The organism is Paramaledivibacter caminithermalis DSM 15212, assembly GCF_900142245.1.
Taxonomy (GTDB): domain Bacteria; phylum Bacillota; class Clostridia; order Peptostreptococcales; family Caminicellaceae; genus Paramaledivibacter; species Paramaledivibacter caminithermalis.
The window spans coordinates 1-16,526 of the sequence record NZ_FRAG01000019.1 but is presented as its reverse complement, the minus strand read 5'-3'; the positions used below and the strand labels follow the sequence as shown (position 1 = coordinate 16,526).

The following is a 16,526-nucleotide window of genomic DNA, read 5'->3' as shown; positions in this document are numbered from 1 at the left end:
CATAAATGATATATTAAACCCTTTTACAGGGTTACCCCTGTCTTAAAAATCGCTATTTCGCTAAATTTATTTTTTTCATTATTTACATATTCTCCGCTGGCAACCCTTATTATATAATCAATAAATTCTTGTAAAAGCTCCTTCATAGATACATCTTCCGCTAATACCCCTGCATTAAAATCTATCCAATTTGTTTTTTGCTTATATAAATTGCTGTTTGTTGAAATTTTCATGGTTGGAACAAAGCTTCCAAAGGGAGTTCCCCTTCCAGTTGTAAACAATACCATATGGCAACCCGATGCTCCTAGGGCTGTTGCTGCTACCAAATCGTTTCCAGGAGCACTAAGTAGATTTAAACCCTTTTTCTTTATTACATCACCATATTTTAATACATCAACAACACCACTAGAACCTGATTTTTGAATACAACCTAAGGATTTTTCTTCTAGGGTAGTTATGCCTCCAGCCTTATTTCCTGGTGAAGGATTTTCATATACAACCTGATTATGACCAATAAAATATTCTTTAAAATCATTGATTAACTTGACTGTCTTATCAAATATTCCTTTACTTACACATCTATCCATAAGTATAGTCTCTGCTCCAAACATCTCTGGAACCTCAGTCAATATCGAACTACCCCCTTGTGATATAAGAAAGTCGGAAAACTCTCCCAAAAGAGGATTGGCTGTTATTCCCGATAATCCATCGGAGCCTCCACACTTTAGTCCTATAACCAATTCACTTATTGGTATTTCTTGTCTTATATCTTTTTTCATATTCTTATATAACTGCTTTAATAATTTAACCCCTTCTAGTATTTCATCATCAACCTCTTGAGCAACTAAAAATTTTGTTCTTTCTTTATTATACTCTCCCAAGGAATCTATAAAGCCTTCCATATGATTATTCTCGCAACCGAGTCCTAGTACTAATACCCCTCCTGCATTAGGATGCTTTACAATATCTCTGAGAATAGCTTTAGTGTTTTCATGATCCTCTCCTAATTGAGAACAACCATAATTATGTTTAAATATTTTTACTTCATCTATTTTCTTTGGGTTTACTTCTTCTTTAAATTTTCTTATTATCATTTCCCCTATGCCATTTACACAACCAACAGTTGGTATAATCCAAAGCTCATTCCTTATTCCAACTTTACCATTTTCCCTTTTGTACCCCCTAAAGCTTAATTTTCTATTCTCTATATCTATTGATTTTATATTAGGATTATAGTTGTATTCTAAAATTCCCTCTAAATTCGTTTCAACATTTTGAGTATGCACCCATTCACCTACGTCAATATTCTTTGTCGCACATCCAATAGGATATCCGTATTTGATAATTCTTTCTCCAGATTTTATTTTCTCAATAGCTACCTTATGACCTCTTTTTATATCTGCCTTTAAATTTATTTTTTTTCCTTCTAACTCTAAAATGTCAGTTTTCTTTAAATTCGTTAAAGCAACTATTACATTATCCTTGCTGTTAATCTTAATAAATCGCTTCATTACAGCACCTCACTTATAGCCTCTTTTATTCCATATTCTTCTATTTGAATCAAATAACGTATTACTTCATCTGTTAAACCTTCAATAGTATTTAAGTCCATTTTCCAAATCTTTTCCTGTGATAAAACATGTTCTACAATCTTCCTTAGTCCGTTGTTTGTACCATCATAGCTTTTCCATAGCTTTTTATACATATCAATAATTTCGACAGTTTCCTTTAATTCAATGGTTTTTCCATCTATATCTCCTTTAAAAAATCTTATTAAAGCAGCCAATGAGAATACTAATTTTTTAGGAAGCTTCCCCTTTCTTGCTTTATATTCTAAAACCGATGGTAAAACTCTAGTTTCATATTTTGAGTTTGAATTAAGGGAAATACTCATTAAAAGATGCTTAATAAATGGATTTTTAAACCTATCCAATACAGCACCTGCAAAATAGTCTAATTCTTCCTTTGGTAAATCAAGGGTAGGAACTATTTCTTCGAATATAGCTTCCTTAACAAACCTACCCATAACCTCATCCTCTACTGTCTCTCTGACAGTTTCCAATCCATATAATAATGCGACAGGAACCATGCTTGTATGTGCTCCATTTAAAATCCTTACCTTTCTCGTTCTATAGGGAGTCAAATCATCAGTAAACACCACATTTAAACCAGCCTTATTAACTGGAAATTCACGTTTTACAAAGTCTGGAGCTTCTATTACCCAAAGATGAAATTGTTCTCCCTCCACTACTAATTTATCCTCATAGCCCAATTCTTTAGTGATTTCATTGATTCTATCCCTTGGATATCCTGGTACTATTCTATCTACTAAGCTATTGCAAAATATATTTGAACTATCTATCCAATTTATGAAAGCCTCTCCTAAATTCCATAAATCTGCATACTTTAAGATTATCTCCTTTAGTTTTTCTCCATTCTTATCTATAAGCTCACATGGTATAAAAATAAAACCTTTTCCTGAATCACCGTTAAAAATCTTAAATCTTTCGAATAATAATGCAGTTAATTTCCCTGGAAAACTCTTTTGCGGTCTATCTTCCAATCTATCGTTTTCATCAAAGTCTATTCCAGCCTCTGTGGTATTTGATAAAATAAACCTTAAATCTGGATTTTTTGCAACTTCTAAATATTTGTCATAATCACTATAGGGGTCTATTCCTCTGCTTATGGCTTCAATCACTGTATTTTCTCTTTTTACCTCATTATCTTTGATTCCATTTAGATAAAGGGTGTAAAGACCATTTTGTTCATTCAGTACATCAATTAGTCCATCTTTCAAAGGCTGAATAACAATTATCCCACCATCAAAATCAGCTTCTTTATTCATTTTGTCTATCATCCAATCAGTAAATGCCCTTAAAAAATTTCCTTCTCCAAACTGTAATATTTTCTCAGTATGCTTTGGTTTATGATAGGTTTCTTGAATTTTTTTCATTATCATACCTCCTTGTTTTGTTAACGTGTGCATAAGACAGCAAAAAAATATGAATACAGAACTTAACTCACTGTGCTAATTCCTATCACAGGAATTTTAATATTTCCTTTGCACTTAAGAAATAGAAATTTTTATTTTTAAGCACAACGGGTGAATTCAGTATATACATATTTATTCTATTTTTCCAACAGAGTCTCTAATGATTAATTCTGTATTCATATAATAAACCCCTTCTGATACTTCTTTATTATCAATCAATGCAAGTAACTTCCTTACGCCATCAGAGCTAATCTTTTGTATGGGTCTTTTTACTGTTGTAAGTGCTGGTAAACAATAGGCTGAAAATTTGCTGCCATCAAAACCTACAACTGATATATCATCTTTAACTCTTAGCCCCTTTTCAGTAATGGCCTTCATAGCACCTATTGCCATATCATCATTGGAACAAAAAACCGCCGTAGGTCTTTCACTGATATCAAGCAAGTTTAGCATAGCCTGATATCCACTTCCTAAATCATATTTTCCTTGAACCATGTATTTCTTTTTTACATCAATTCCGTTACCTATCAAGGCTTCTATGTAGCCCTCTTTTCTCTCCCTAGTAGATTCGAAACCTTTTTTACCTTCTATAATAGCAATTCTTTTATGTCCTTGATTAATAAGGAATTCTACTGCATTATAGGCACCCTTTCGATCATTGGAAAGTATATTGATAATCCCTTGCTCCTCCATTTTTCTATTTAATACAACTATAGGAATTTTCTTTTCTATGATATTATAAATAAATCCATTGTCCTTGTTACTTTGACTCATTACAATAATTCCATCATATCTTTTTTTATTTATTAAAGTATAATCATCATAGTCATCTATTCCTGCAACAACTAAGTTATAGGTGTTTTTTATAACATGACTTACTCCGCTTATAACTTCATAGAAAAAATCTGGTGATGTACCTTCTCCCATTGTAGAAAAAAACACTCCTATGTTATATGACCTGTCCAATACAAGACTTTTTGCATTATAGTTAGGAGTATAACTTAATTCTCTTGCAATTTTTTTTATTTTGTTTTTTGTTGCTTCACTAATAAGGGGACTATCATTTAAAGCTCTAGATACTGTTGTATGAGAAACATTAGCAATTTTGGCAATATCCTTTATCGTGACACTCATTCAATCACCTCAAATTTATAATAACACAACTTGCACACGTTAACAATATTTTTGAAAATTAATCGTACAAATATAAAAATAACATATAAGAAATTGTAACTTATATGTTATTTTAAGTAGGCAAATTGCATAATTACCGTTCTAAAAAATCAATTACTATATATAGTTTTAAAATTTCCAAAATCATACCATATATATTATGCAATTTCCTCAAGTAATTATATTTAATATATGGAAAATATTAATAATTCTTATTTGTTGACTTATTCTAGAAAATATTTACATTGCTTTCTCAATTATCTATGTAAATTTAAAATAATCATAGACATTTATGTCTACATCATATTTCTTTAATTATACTTCTTAAGGCTTCAACTGCAATACTAAATTTTTCTACATTGCTTTTTTTCATATGCCTTATATCACTGTGTGGCTCTAGTTCTAAAAAACCTTCAAAATATCCTAAATGTGGTTCAAGAGAAAGATATCCAGTAAATCCGTCTACTTTTAACTCTGCTAAAAGCTCCTTTATATTGCTATCTCCCTGCCCTGCTGGAACATTGATTTTATCTGACATCCTAGCATCTTTTACGTGTATATATTCAATATAATCTTTAAGAATATTAAAAGCATAGGGGTAGGGCTCTATATTGCATTGTATAAAGTTAGCAGGGTCAAAAACTGCCCTAAAGTTTGGATTATTTAAAGTCTTAAAAATATCTAAACATCTTTGTGGCGTATCTCCATAAATCCCCTTCTCATTTTCATGCAATAGGGTTATATTATAGCTTTTTGCCATATCCACTATCGCTCCCAACCTATCAACAACTTCATTTCTGCAATCTTCAAATCTCTTATCCTCAGAAATATAAAAGCTGAAAATTCTAATAAAAGGTGCTTCAAGTATGCTGGCTACCTCTAGTGAATACTTGAAAAGTTCAAGATGTTTATTGAAATCATCTTTAATATTGATTTTTCCAATTGGTGACCCAACTGCAGAAATACCTACAGATTTTTCCATGAGTATCCTTTTTATATTTCTTATCTTTTCTAATGGATGTTTAATAATATTTATTCCTTCTATTCCTCTAATCTCCATATACTTAATATCATGTTCGATAAGAGCATCAATCTGAGCATATAGATTACTACTAACTTCATCTGAAAAAGCACTTAAAAGAAATCCTCCCATATTTACACCTCTTTACTAAAGTCAATAACCTAATTCTTTAAAACTACTGGTTTTCCTGTTTTCGCAGAATCATAAATAGCTAGTATTACCTCTAATGCTCTACGACCTTCATAGCCATCACATTTTATTTTTTTATCATTTATTATTGCATCAACAATTCCTTCAAGCTGAAGCTTATGAGGAATATAATCAATATCCATTGGATTTGAAGCACCTGTTTTATGAGTATTGTCAACAATATTTATGCTTTTTTGAGGATCTAAACAATTCCAATAAACGATTTCATCTCCTTCTATTGTTGCACTTCCCTTTGTTCCATTAATTTCTAACCTTGCTGGCAAACCTGGATAGACTGCTGTAGATCCAATAATAGTCCCTAATGCACCATTCTTGAATCTCAGTGTCGCAGTAGCAACATCCTCTACTTCAATCCTCTCATGCCCTAAAGTGTTGCAATATGCGTATAAACTATCAACATCTCCCATGATATACAGTAAAAGATCGATAGTATGGATGCTTTGATTTATTAAAGCTCCTCCTCCGTCTAATTCCCATGTTCCTCTCCATGAATCTGAATCATAATATTCTTGGGATCTAAACCATTTTATATGAGCATCTCCCAGTACTAGTCTTCCAAAATCACCATTATCTACAGCTTCCTTTACCTTGATTATTGATTGATCCATTCTATGCTGTGAAATTACAGCAAGCTTTACACCTTCTTCTTCGCACGTTTTAATCAATTCATCTGCCTTATCCAAGGTTATATCTATTGGCTTTTCTACTATAACATGTTTTTTAGCCTTAGCCACCTGTTTTCCTAACTCGCCATGAAGCCCACTAGGAGTGAGAATACAAACAGCTTCTATCTCTCTATCAGTCAACATCTTAGGAAGGTCAGTATAAACCTTTTCAACATTATATTTTTGTGCAAAGTTTTTAGCTTTTTCTATATTCCTACCATATACTGCCTTTAAACAAGCATTCTCAATATTATTTATTGCCAAAGCATGAATGTTAGAAATATTCCCTAATCCGATAATAGCAAAATTTACTTTTCTATCCATTTTAACCTCCAAATCATTTCCTATATAAATTCAAATTTTCTACCTTCATGGGCTGAATTATATGCCCCATATATTACTTTAATAGTTTCATAAGCCAATTCAAAATCACTAATCGGCTCTCTATTGTATAAAACACACTCCATGAAATCTTGAAGTTCATTAATATAACCTCTGACATATTCCTCATCAGTACAAAAGAACTGCCATCCCTTTTTTGTTTCAATTTTTTCAGTTATATACAAATCATCTAGATTTTTTTCATCAGGAAAGTAACCTAATAGTTTATTATTAGGAGTTATAGAACACATCATAATCCCGTCATTACAATATATTTCCATATTGTTCCTAACTCCGCCCAATATCATATCGCCCGCTATAATACTGGCTTTAGTCCCATCCGAAAAAGTTATTAAAGCACTACCCCAATCCTCTACATCTATTGGTCTTGCCTTTATATATGAAAGCTCATCTTCACATAAAGCCTTTGTTAAAACTCCCGTATCTCCTAGTACACTCTTGACAACGATTTTTTCATTCCTAGTCTCTGCCTCAATTCTTTTTAAATACAATATAGCTGTTAAGGGATGACATCCCATCCTTATAAGGGCTCCCCCCCCAGTTTTACTCCAGCTTGTAGCATGTGAAGCATGGGACCCACTATGGGACTCCTCACCCTTCATATAAAGTATTTTGTCTTTCCTTTTTCTAATAACCTCAGCTATTTTGCTGATATCAGGTGCATAAACCCAGTTTTCTGCATACATAAATTTTCTATTAGTCTTAGTTAATATATCCCTTACTTTATTCATTCTTTCTAGTATATGATTTAGAGTTTTTCTATCACCAATTTTCATTTTGTCAAAATAGCCGATAAATGGCTTTTCACATATAACATGCTTATCATGAAGCAATGCATCTATTACCATATCATGGTGTAAATAAGTTGGAGTGCATATATCTACAACATCTATATCCTCATCATTCAGTAGATCTACATGATCCTTATAGATCGTCTTTATTCCATATTTCTGGGCAAACTCATCAACCCCATTACTTGTAGATGCTATACTCTTTAATCGAACATCTACACCATATACTCTCTTATAAGCTTCACAATGAAGAGCCGCTGAGAACCCACTTCCAATTAAACCAACATTTATATATTTCATTTACTTCGCTCCCTTTACTAGTTCTTTTTTTAACCCTTTAACAAAATTTAATTGTGATAATATCAAAACCATTATTAATACTATAAAAAATATACTAATGGGTCTAGTAAAGAACGGTTTGAGACTTCCCTTTGATAATACTAAAGCTCTTCTCAGATTAGTATCTGCCATAGGTCCAAGTATTACCCCTAGTAAGAATGGAGCAGCTGGATAATTAAGCTTGGCTAAAAACAATCCAACAATTCCAAAAATAAACATCAAGTATACATCAAATATTCTATTATTGATTACAAAAGCTCCAACAGTACATAAAACAAAAATAACAGGCATTAGTATCTGTTTATTTATCTGTAATACTCTAACTGTAAATTTTGATATTATTTGTGATAGAATCCACATCATAAATGCTCCAGCCGTTAAGAATATACATAGCTGATATAAAAAGTAAGGTGTTTCCTTCATCATCAAAGGACCAGGTCTGAGTCCGTGCAACCAAAAAGCTGCTAACAGCACTGCTGCTGGTGCGCTACCTGGTACTGCAAGGGATAATATTGGAATAATAGCTCCACCAACACAAGCATTATTTCCTGCTTCGGCAGCTATCACACCTTCATAGTTTCCTTGCCCAAATGTTTCTTTTGCTTTGCTATTGGTTTTTGCCGCCCAATAGGAGAGCCATCCACCAATATCCTCCCCTACTCCTGGTATTATTCCAACCATAACTCCTATTAATCCAGATCTTATCACAGTCACTATGTTTTTCTTAATTATTTTAAATCCTTCCGTCATCTTGAATTTTGTAATATTTAAGATTTGCTTTTCTTCCTTCATGAAAGCATTTATAACTTCTGGAAAACCAAATAAACCAATCATAACAGGTATTAAAGTTATTCCTCCCATTAGTTCAATATTATTAAAAGAAAATCTTGGATATGAATTAAGCCCATCTAAACCTATTTGGGCTATAAACAAACCTAATATACCTGAAATCCATCCCTTTAACGAATCATCACCCGAGGTTAGATTCCCACATATTACTACTCCAAATAAAGCCAAAAGAAAAAATTCATAAGAGCCAAATTTCAATGCAAATTTGGTTAATAGTGGTGTTAGCAAAATAATACAAAATATACTTATCACTGTACCTAAAAATGAAGATGTCGTTGCTAAAAAAATACCTAATCCCCCTTCACCCCTCTTGGCAATTTTAAAGCCATCTGTAGCGGTAGCAGCAGAAGCAGGTGTTCCAGGTATATTCAATAAAATAGCTGATTGACACCCACCAGATATGGAGCCTACGTAAACTCCAACAAGGGAAAGAATAGCTGTATCTGGAGCAATTCTATAAGTCAATCCAGTTAGAAGAGCTATTGCCATTGTTGCTGTTAAGCCTGGAAGCATTCCAACTAACAATCCGAAAAAAACAGATATCAAGAGCGTAATAAAATTTATGGGTATTAGCAATTGCTGTAAAGCATCAATTATATATTGAGAAATCATTGTAATAACACCTCTTTCGTTACGGTAATGGAACGTGAAAAATTACTTGAAATAGCACGTTAATAGAAACTACACTTAGTATAGAAATTATACATATCCTGACTAGTGATGTAGCTCTAAAAATTGACATAATACTAATCAAAAATATTAACGATGCTAACCAAAACCTAAAATTTGGCACTAATAAAAATACATAAATAGCCAAAAAAATTATTCCCTTTAGAATATTTATTGTATTACTATCCCTTATAAAGCTTTCAAACAACAATTTAAAGTTCGACAATATCTTTTTAAGAACCAATTTTTCTATGTTTCTCTTAAGAAGAATAAGTGAACACAGCAAAAGAAAAATCCCTAGAATCAATGGCATAAGTCCAGGCGAAGTATATAGTTTAACCTTGGAATCCTTTATAATCCAACAGCTTTCAGTAATTATATATATTGATATTGCTGAAAGCACTACAGCAGTTACAATATCTAAATACTGATGTTTTTGTTTTAATTTCATTTTCTACCCTTCCCTTTGAAAAAAATATAGTATAATAAATATAATTGGGGTAATTCGCTTCCAAGTATTTTTTACATGCCTAGTTTTAAACACTTGGAAAGCGAATTCTTTTTATGTTTCTCTATCCTCTAATAGAAAATTTAATATCACTATTCTGCTCTAGGGATGTCGAATTTTTCTGGCGATATTTTAGCATTTCCCGCATCATATAGTGTCCAACAAACAACGGATGCAAGTTTATCTAAAAATTTCTGAGCTTTATCACCGCTATAGCCTAAAACAACTACTCCCTTTTCTTCTGCAAACTTCTTAACTGCTTCACTTTCAATAGCTTTTTTAAAGGCTTCGTCAATTTTATCTACAACTTCTTTTGGGGTATCCTTAGGTACAGCAATACCAAAAGACTCTCCCATTGGAACAGCCTTAGCTGCTTCTGGTATAACATCTGCCAATGATGGAATCGCAATTTCTTCACTAATTTGTAATGGTCCTTCAGTTAATGCAGCTAGACCCTTTAAATCCCCTGATCTTAGCATATCTATCATCTCCATAGAAAGCTGCGGAGTAACATCTACTTCTCCTGAAAGCGCTGCAACTATAGCAGGGTTTCCACCTCCATACGGAACATGGTTATAATCAAAATCCAAACTAGACCTTACAACCTCAATACCAATATGCCCACCAGTTCCTGGTCCAGCTGTTCCAACACTAACCTCACCATTCTTAAATGCATCTACTAATGTTTTCATGTCTTTGTATTGAGAATCTTTATTTACTGCTATAACATTAGGTGAAAAAGTAGCTAGCCACACATGCCAATCTCTATATGTATTTTTTAAATATCCCATTACAGAATAACTTACAAAGGGCATCATTCCATTTGCAGCAATGGTATATCCGTCGTGTGGAGAATTTAATACTTCTTGTGTTCCAATGGAACCACTTGCACCTGGAGTATTTACAACCATTATTGTTGCATCTAAAGCCTTGCTCATTTCATCCGCAATTGTTCTAGTCGTTAAATCTGTACCTCCACCAGGATTCCAAGGAACTATAATCTTTATATCCTTTGTTGGCCAATCGACTTCAGCCTTAGCTTCTTCTTTATCAGACTTCTTCTCAGGTTCCACTGAAGCAGTAGGCTTTTGTGAACATCCCACAGCTAATCCTAAAACTAAAATTAAGCATAACCCTAAAATAATAACTCTTTTCATTAAAACTCCTCCTTAATTTTTTTTTCAATTTTCTTGACTGACTCACCAATAAGTATCTTGTTTTTTACCTTTTTCTGAATATGTTTCAGCTCATTGGTAGTACTATTTATAATACTAAATAGTCTATCGGCAGCCATTTTCCCCATTTCTGCTTCTGACTGCTTAACACATGTGAATTTAATCACACCTATTTGTGTCCATTTGGGAGAACCAATCAATACTACAGATATATCCTGGGGTATTTTCTTTCCTTTATCTCTTAGAGCCATTATCCCCCCTTCCGCTAAAACATGATTGCCAAATAAGATGGCAGATATAGACTGATCTTGTAGGAGTTTTTCCGTCATTCTATAACCTTCATTTCTGCTTAAATCCCCTACTTCAATCCAGTTATCCTTTACTTTTAAATTTCTTTTTTTCATAGCTTCCATGTATCCTTCAAGTCTCTCCTTCAAATTCTCTATTTCTACATCCCAACCTATAAAACCAATATTCCTATGTCCATAATCAAGTAGATGCTCAGTTGCAATAAACCCCCCGCCTTTATTATCCGACTCTATAAAATCATGATCCTTTTTATTATCTATAGATCTATCGATTATTACATATGGAATGCCTATTTCTCTAATAATTTCAATATTTTCCTTTCCCTTTATGGTTGGACTTATAATAAAACCATCAACTCTCTGCTGAATCAATCTTTCTATAATTTGTTTTTCTTTTTCAGGATTGTCACCAGAGCTACAAGTTGCAATTATATAATTTAAATCTTGAGCTACTTCTTCTATTGCCTGTACAATCCTAATGAAAAAAACATTCTCAAATTGAGGAATTATAACACCTATAACACCTCTTTTTTTGCCTTTTAAACTGCTTGCCATGCTACTTTTCATATAGTTAAGTTCTTTAGCTGCTTTAAGTACTCTTTCTCTTAATTCATCACTAACATACCTATCCTTTGAACCATTTAATATATATGATACTGTCGCTACAGAAGTATTAGCTTTTTTAGCTACATCCTTTAATGTTGTATAGCCCCTAATTTTTTTTGATTTCAATTTAAAATCACTGCCTTCCTCTTATGTAAACGTTTACTTATTAATTCTAAAAAAATAATATTATATGTAAACGTTTACATATAAAACAAAAATAAATTTCTTTATGTAAACGTTTACTTATTTATTTAAAATTATTATATCATCATATTTTCTCTTTGTAAATAACATTTTTTTACAATAGAGAAAATTTGCATAATTAACATTAATAATTTGACAATACAATATGTAGATAGCTTTCTAGACTATCTCTACTGTATTTTGTATTCTAAAATTTTTTAATATATTATGCAATTTTCTCAATGAATTTATTTTATAATTCAATATCATAATAATTTATCAATATAGATTGCCCATGGTAGAACTCTATTCATACATGAGTACATGAGCAAATTGTATAATTCTCACTTGGGAAATCCAAGTGTAATGATATTTAAGATGTCAAGATAACTAAAAATAAGGAAATAGGCTATACTACTAGATTTTTCAAACATCTAAACTCTATTAACATTTTATTTTCTTAAAAAATATTTATCTTACAAGCCAGCCTCCATCTACAGCTAATATATGACCATTTATATAATCGGAGGCATGACTAGCTAAAAACACTACAGTACCCATTAAATCAGAGGTTTCTCCCCATCTTCCAGCAGGTATCCTAGCTAAAATCTCTGCATTTCTTTCTTTATCTTCTCTAATAGCTTTAGTATTTGCAGTTTTTATATATCCAGGTGCTATAGCATTTACTTGTATATTTTTCTCAGCTAACTCATTGGCAAAAGCCTTTGTAATTCCTGCAACACCATGCTTACTTGCAGTATAGGGCGGTACAAATTTTCCTCCTTGAAAGGATAGCATCGAAGCTATATTAATTATCTTTCCTGAACCCTGCTTAACCATATACCTAACTGCGGCTTGGCTCAAATAATATACTGAACTTAAATTGATTTTAATTACATCTTCCCAGTCCTCATCCTTATATTCAAGTATAGGTGATCTTCTTATTGTTCCTGCGTTATTAACTAATATATCTATCTTTCCAAATTTTTCAACGCATTGATCTATCACTTTCTTAGCATTTTCCTTTATTGATAACTCAGCCTCCGTAAATTCTATCCTTCTACCTAGCCCTTCAACAGTCTTTTTTATTTCTTGCCAATTATTATTATTATGGCTAATTATAAATATATCTGCTCCTGCTTTAGCCAAAGCTATTGCATATGCAAGTCCTAAACCTTTGTTTGCTCCAGTTACTATGGCAACCTTCCCATGTAAAGAAAAGAAATCCATAGAAAACTTATCACACAGCTGGTTTATATTCCAATCCATATCTCCACTCCTCTTTATTTCAAATCACAATTTTTTATATAATCCATATCACTAAACACTTGATTTTCTCCTACCATACCCCATATGAATGTGTAGTTTGAAGTACCCACCCCAGAATGTATTGACCAACTTGGAGAAATAACTGCTTGCTCATTTTTTATCACTATATGTCTAGTTTCATGTGGTTCTCCCATCAAATGAAAAACTAGTCCATCCTGAGGCATATCAAAATACATATAAACCTCCATCCTTCTATCATGGGTATGACAAGGCATAGTGTTCCATACATTATTAGGCTCCAGTATAGTCATTCCCATCAAAAGCTGACAGCTTTGACAAACTTCTGGATGAACATATTTATAAATAGTCCTTGTATTGGATTTCTCTATAGATCCTAATCGCTGTGGTTTAGCATTGCTTATATCGATTTTTTTTATAGGATACTTCATATGAGCAGGAGCACTATTGAAATAAAATTTTGCTAAATTTTCAGTATCATAACTCTCGAATATTACTTCCTTTGCACCTTTACCTATGTATAATCCATCTCCCCTCCCCATCTCAAATCTTTGTCCGTCTACTATAACATATCCCTTTGCCCCAATATTGATTATTCCCATCTCTCTTCTTTCAAGAAAATAATCAGCACCAAGCTCCTTACCAGCTTCTAGTTTAAGAGGCTTTTCAGGACAAGCTCCTCCAACAATTATTCTGTCTACATGGCTGTAAACAAGCTTTATAAAATCCAGCTGAAATATATCTTCTATTAAGAAGTTTCGTCTTAAACCTTCAGTATCAAGATTTTTTCCTTCAAAAGGACTAACGCTGTATCTAATATCCATAATATATTACACCTCCAACTGATATATATTTTCATAATAACGCAATAAGTTAACTCCTTGTGTTAGTTAATTTAACTTTCTATTTTAAAATGTCTCAGAGATTAATATTCATTTGAGTGATTTTAATAAACCTGTTTTCACATCTAAAATAATATGAAAAAACAGGTTTATTTTTATTACATGAGCGAAAAAGAAATATTAAACCTCTTGTGATAGGGAACTAGCATAACAAGTTAAGTTAAAATAGTCTTTAGGATTTATACTCCAGAATAAGCCGAAAATCCTCCATCTACAGGAATTACAGTCCCATTTACAAATCCAGAAGCATTTTCATCTACTAACCATAATAATGTACCCACTAGTTCTTCTGGCTTTCCGAATCTATTCATTGGAGTTTGCCTAATGATCTTTTCTGCTCTAAGGGTATAGCTTCCATCTTCATTTATAAGCAGAGCCTCATTTTGCTTAGTTAAAAAAAAGCCTGGTGCAATGGCATTTACACGTATTCCTACCTTTGCCATATGTACTGCTAGCCACTGCGTAAAATTACTCACAGCAGCCTTAGCAGCGCTATAGGCAGGTATCTTAGTTAAAGGAGTATAGGCATTCATGGACGATATATTAATAATTACTGCTCCACTTTTATCTATCATATCCTTTGCAAAAATTTGTGTTGGAAGCAATGTGCCTAAAAAATTTAAATTGAATACAAACTCAATTCCCCTTGAATCAAGATCAAAAAAGGTAGTTAAACCTTCTTTTTTTATCAAATCATCCTTTTCGAGGAATTCTTTTGTAGTAGTTCCCTTTGGATGATTTCCCCCTGCGCCATTAATAAGAATGTCACATGTTCCAAGCTCTTCATCTACTATACTTTTTGCTTTTTCTAAGCTATTGGTATCCAAAACATTTGCTTCTACCCCAATGGCTTTACCTCCAGAAGCTTTTATTCTTTGGGCTACTTTATCAGCATTCTCTTTTTTAATATCAAGTATTGCAACCTTTGCACCACATTGTGCTAATGCCTTCGCAAATATTCCACATAAAACACCACCACCGCCTGTAACAACGGCCACTTTATTTCCTAAATCTATATGGAATGGAATATTCATTTTTATCTCTCCTTTATTTATTTATTTTTTTCTACAGCTTCCCATATCCCGTTAATATATGTAGCACCTAATGCCCTATCGTAAAGACCATAGCCTGGTCTACCTGTTTCTCCCCATATCATTCTTCCGTGATCAGGTCTAAGTGGTCCATTAAAGCCTATTTCATGATATGCTTTAATGATTTCATATATGTCTAAAGAACCATCCTCTGACCTATGGGACGCCTCCTCAAAGCATTTTTCGCCTGTTATTTTTACGTTCCTAACATGGGCAAAGTGAATTTTATTCTTTTTACCAAAAAAACGTATAAGTTCTGGGATGTCATTTTGTGGATTTACTCCTAGTGAACCGCTACATAAGGTCAATCCATTGTTTGGACTATCAACTAAATTAATAAATCTTATTAAATTTTCCTTGCTTGTAATTATTCTTGGTAATCCAAAAATCGACCATGGTGGGTCATCAGGATGAATAGCCATCTTGACATTTGCTTCTTCCGCCACAGGTATTATAGCTTTCAGAAAATATTCAAGATTGTTCCATAAATCCTCTTCTGATATCTTCTGATATTTATTTAGTAATTCTTCTAATTCACCTTTTTTATAGCTTGTATCCCAACCTGGCAATTCTAAATCTCCTGATAAAGGATTCATTTTTAAAACAGTTTGTTCATCATAGATAAGAACATTCGAGCCATCCTTTAATTCATAATCTAAAGCAGATCTTGTCCAGTCAAAAACTGGCATAAAATTGTAGCACACAACAGGTATACCTGCTTTTCCTAGATTTCTAATTGTTTCTTGATAGTTATCAATATACTTATCTCTAGTAGGAAGTCCTAATTTAATATCTTCGTGAACAGGAACACTCTCAATAACCTCTAAAGTTAATCCTTTAGCTTCAATTTTTTCCTTTAGCTGAATTATTTTTCTTAATGGCCATACTTCTCCTACTGGAATATCATATATTGCCGAAACAATTCCCACCATTCCAGGTATTTGCCTTATATGCTCTAAGGTAACCTTATCATTGTCACCATACCAACGGAATGTCATTTTCATAATTATCATCCTTTCTTATAAAATCGCTCTGTAAACTTAAATGAAAATTGAGGACTTCAATCCTCTGTGGTACAATGTTTTTGCTAAAAAAACTATACCTCCCAGAAAGGATGAAGTCCTCATGCAAAAAATTGTACCAATTAAATGTACAAAATGCAATAATAAAGATTCTTTTTACCGTTATGGTAAAGATAAAGATGGTTATCAAAAATACCTTTGTCGCAAATGTAATCACCAATTTGCTCCTGATAAACCAATATCTAAAAAGGTACCTAAATACCCTCGCTGTCCCCTTTGTGGAAAGGCAACTTTTCTTCACCACGATTATGAGTATTACTCTAATTATCG

General features: G+C 32.6%; 15 protein-coding genes. 1 reads left to right on the top strand and 14 read right to left on the bottom strand.

The genetic code is table 11. The features are described from left to right. Positions 1–23 precede the first annotated feature (23 nt). From BUB36_RS09000 to uxuA, 14 genes are all read right to left on the bottom strand, one after another. Positions 24–1,511 carry a UxaA family hydrolase gene (locus BUB36_RS09000; protein ID WP_073149183.1) on the bottom strand — a complete coding sequence of 496 codons (1,488 nt, stop codon included), beginning with the start codon at positions 1,509–1,511 and terminating at the stop codon, positions 24–26. Continuing rightward, positions 1,511–2,956 (bottom strand): tagaturonate reductase, encoded by a 1,446-nt coding sequence (locus BUB36_RS08995; RefSeq protein ID WP_073149181.1) that lies wholly within the window; start codon positions 2,954–2,956, stop codon positions 1,511–1,513. The genes BUB36_RS09000 and BUB36_RS08995 overlap by 1 nt, the downstream gene beginning before the upstream one ends. A 171-nt stretch (positions 2,957–3,127) precedes the next feature. Further along, positions 3,128–4,129: a LacI family DNA-binding transcriptional regulator gene (locus BUB36_RS08990; protein ID WP_073149179.1), complete on the bottom strand. Its 1,002-nt coding sequence runs from the start codon at positions 4,127–4,129 to the stop codon at positions 3,128–3,130. Between the two features lie 340 nt (positions 4,130–4,469). Next, the gene (locus BUB36_RS08985; RefSeq protein ID WP_073149177.1) at positions 4,470–5,321 is read right to left on the bottom strand and encodes a sugar phosphate isomerase/epimerase family protein; all 852 of its coding nucleotides are present in this window, start codon (positions 5,319–5,321) and stop codon (positions 4,470–4,472) included. A gap of 29 nt (positions 5,322–5,350) precedes the next feature. After that, positions 5,351–6,388 carry a Gfo/Idh/MocA family protein gene (locus tag BUB36_RS08980; RefSeq protein WP_073149175.1) on the bottom strand — a complete coding sequence of 346 codons (1,038 nt, stop codon included), beginning with the start codon at positions 6,386–6,388 and terminating at the stop codon, positions 5,351–5,353. A gap of 20 nt (positions 6,389–6,408) precedes the next feature. Further along, on the bottom strand, positions 6,409–7,557 hold the full coding sequence (locus tag BUB36_RS08975) for a Gfo/Idh/MocA family protein (RefSeq protein ID WP_073149173.1): 1,149 nt from the start codon (positions 7,555–7,557) through the stop codon (positions 6,409–6,411). Beyond that, complete coding sequence (locus BUB36_RS08970) at positions 7,558–9,057, bottom strand: tripartite tricarboxylate transporter permease (RefSeq protein WP_073149171.1); 1,500 nt, start codon at positions 9,055–9,057, stop codon at positions 7,558–7,560. It lies immediately after the preceding gene. A 19-nt stretch (positions 9,058–9,076) separates the two neighbouring features. Then, positions 9,077–9,565, bottom strand: coding sequence for a tripartite tricarboxylate transporter TctB family protein (locus BUB36_RS08965; RefSeq protein WP_073149169.1), 489 nt, complete (start codon positions 9,563–9,565; stop codon positions 9,077–9,079). Between the two features lie 149 nt (positions 9,566–9,714). Then, the gene (locus BUB36_RS08960; RefSeq protein WP_073149166.1) at positions 9,715–10,779 is read right to left on the bottom strand and encodes a tripartite tricarboxylate transporter substrate binding protein; all 1,065 of its coding nucleotides are present in this window, start codon (positions 10,777–10,779) and stop codon (positions 9,715–9,717) included. Continuing rightward, entirely contained in the window at positions 10,779–11,837 is a 1,059-nt protein-coding gene (locus BUB36_RS08955; RefSeq protein ID WP_084111895.1) for a LacI family DNA-binding transcriptional regulator, read from the bottom strand. The genes BUB36_RS08960 and BUB36_RS08955 overlap by 1 nt, the downstream gene beginning before the upstream one ends. Positions 11,838–12,365: 528 nt before the next feature. Then, positions 12,366–13,163: a 2-dehydro-3-deoxy-D-gluconate 5-dehydrogenase KduD gene (kduD, locus tag BUB36_RS08950; protein ID WP_073149164.1), complete on the bottom strand. Its 798-nt coding sequence runs from the start codon at positions 13,161–13,163 to the stop codon at positions 12,366–12,368. Positions 13,164–13,177: 14 nt separating this feature from the next. Continuing rightward, positions 13,178–14,005: a 5-dehydro-4-deoxy-D-glucuronate isomerase gene (gene kduI, locus BUB36_RS08945; RefSeq protein ID WP_073149163.1), complete on the bottom strand. Its 828-nt coding sequence runs from the start codon at positions 14,003–14,005 to the stop codon at positions 13,178–13,180. A gap of 257 nt (positions 14,006–14,262) precedes the next feature. Then, complete coding sequence (locus BUB36_RS08940) at positions 14,263–15,117, bottom strand: SDR family oxidoreductase (protein WP_073149161.1); 855 nt, start codon at positions 15,115–15,117, stop codon at positions 14,263–14,265. Positions 15,118–15,134: 17 nt separating this feature from the next. After that, positions 15,135–16,178, bottom strand: a complete 1,044-nt coding sequence (uxuA, locus tag BUB36_RS08935; protein WP_073149159.1) for a mannonate dehydratase — start codon at positions 16,176–16,178, stop codon at positions 15,135–15,137. 121 nt (positions 16,179–16,299) lie between these two features. Here uxuA and BUB36_RS08930 point away from each other — a divergent pair. After that, positions 16,300–16,526, top strand: a 227-nt coding sequence (locus BUB36_RS08930; RefSeq protein WP_330390470.1) for an IS1 family transposase, incomplete at its 3' end; no start/stop codon positions are given.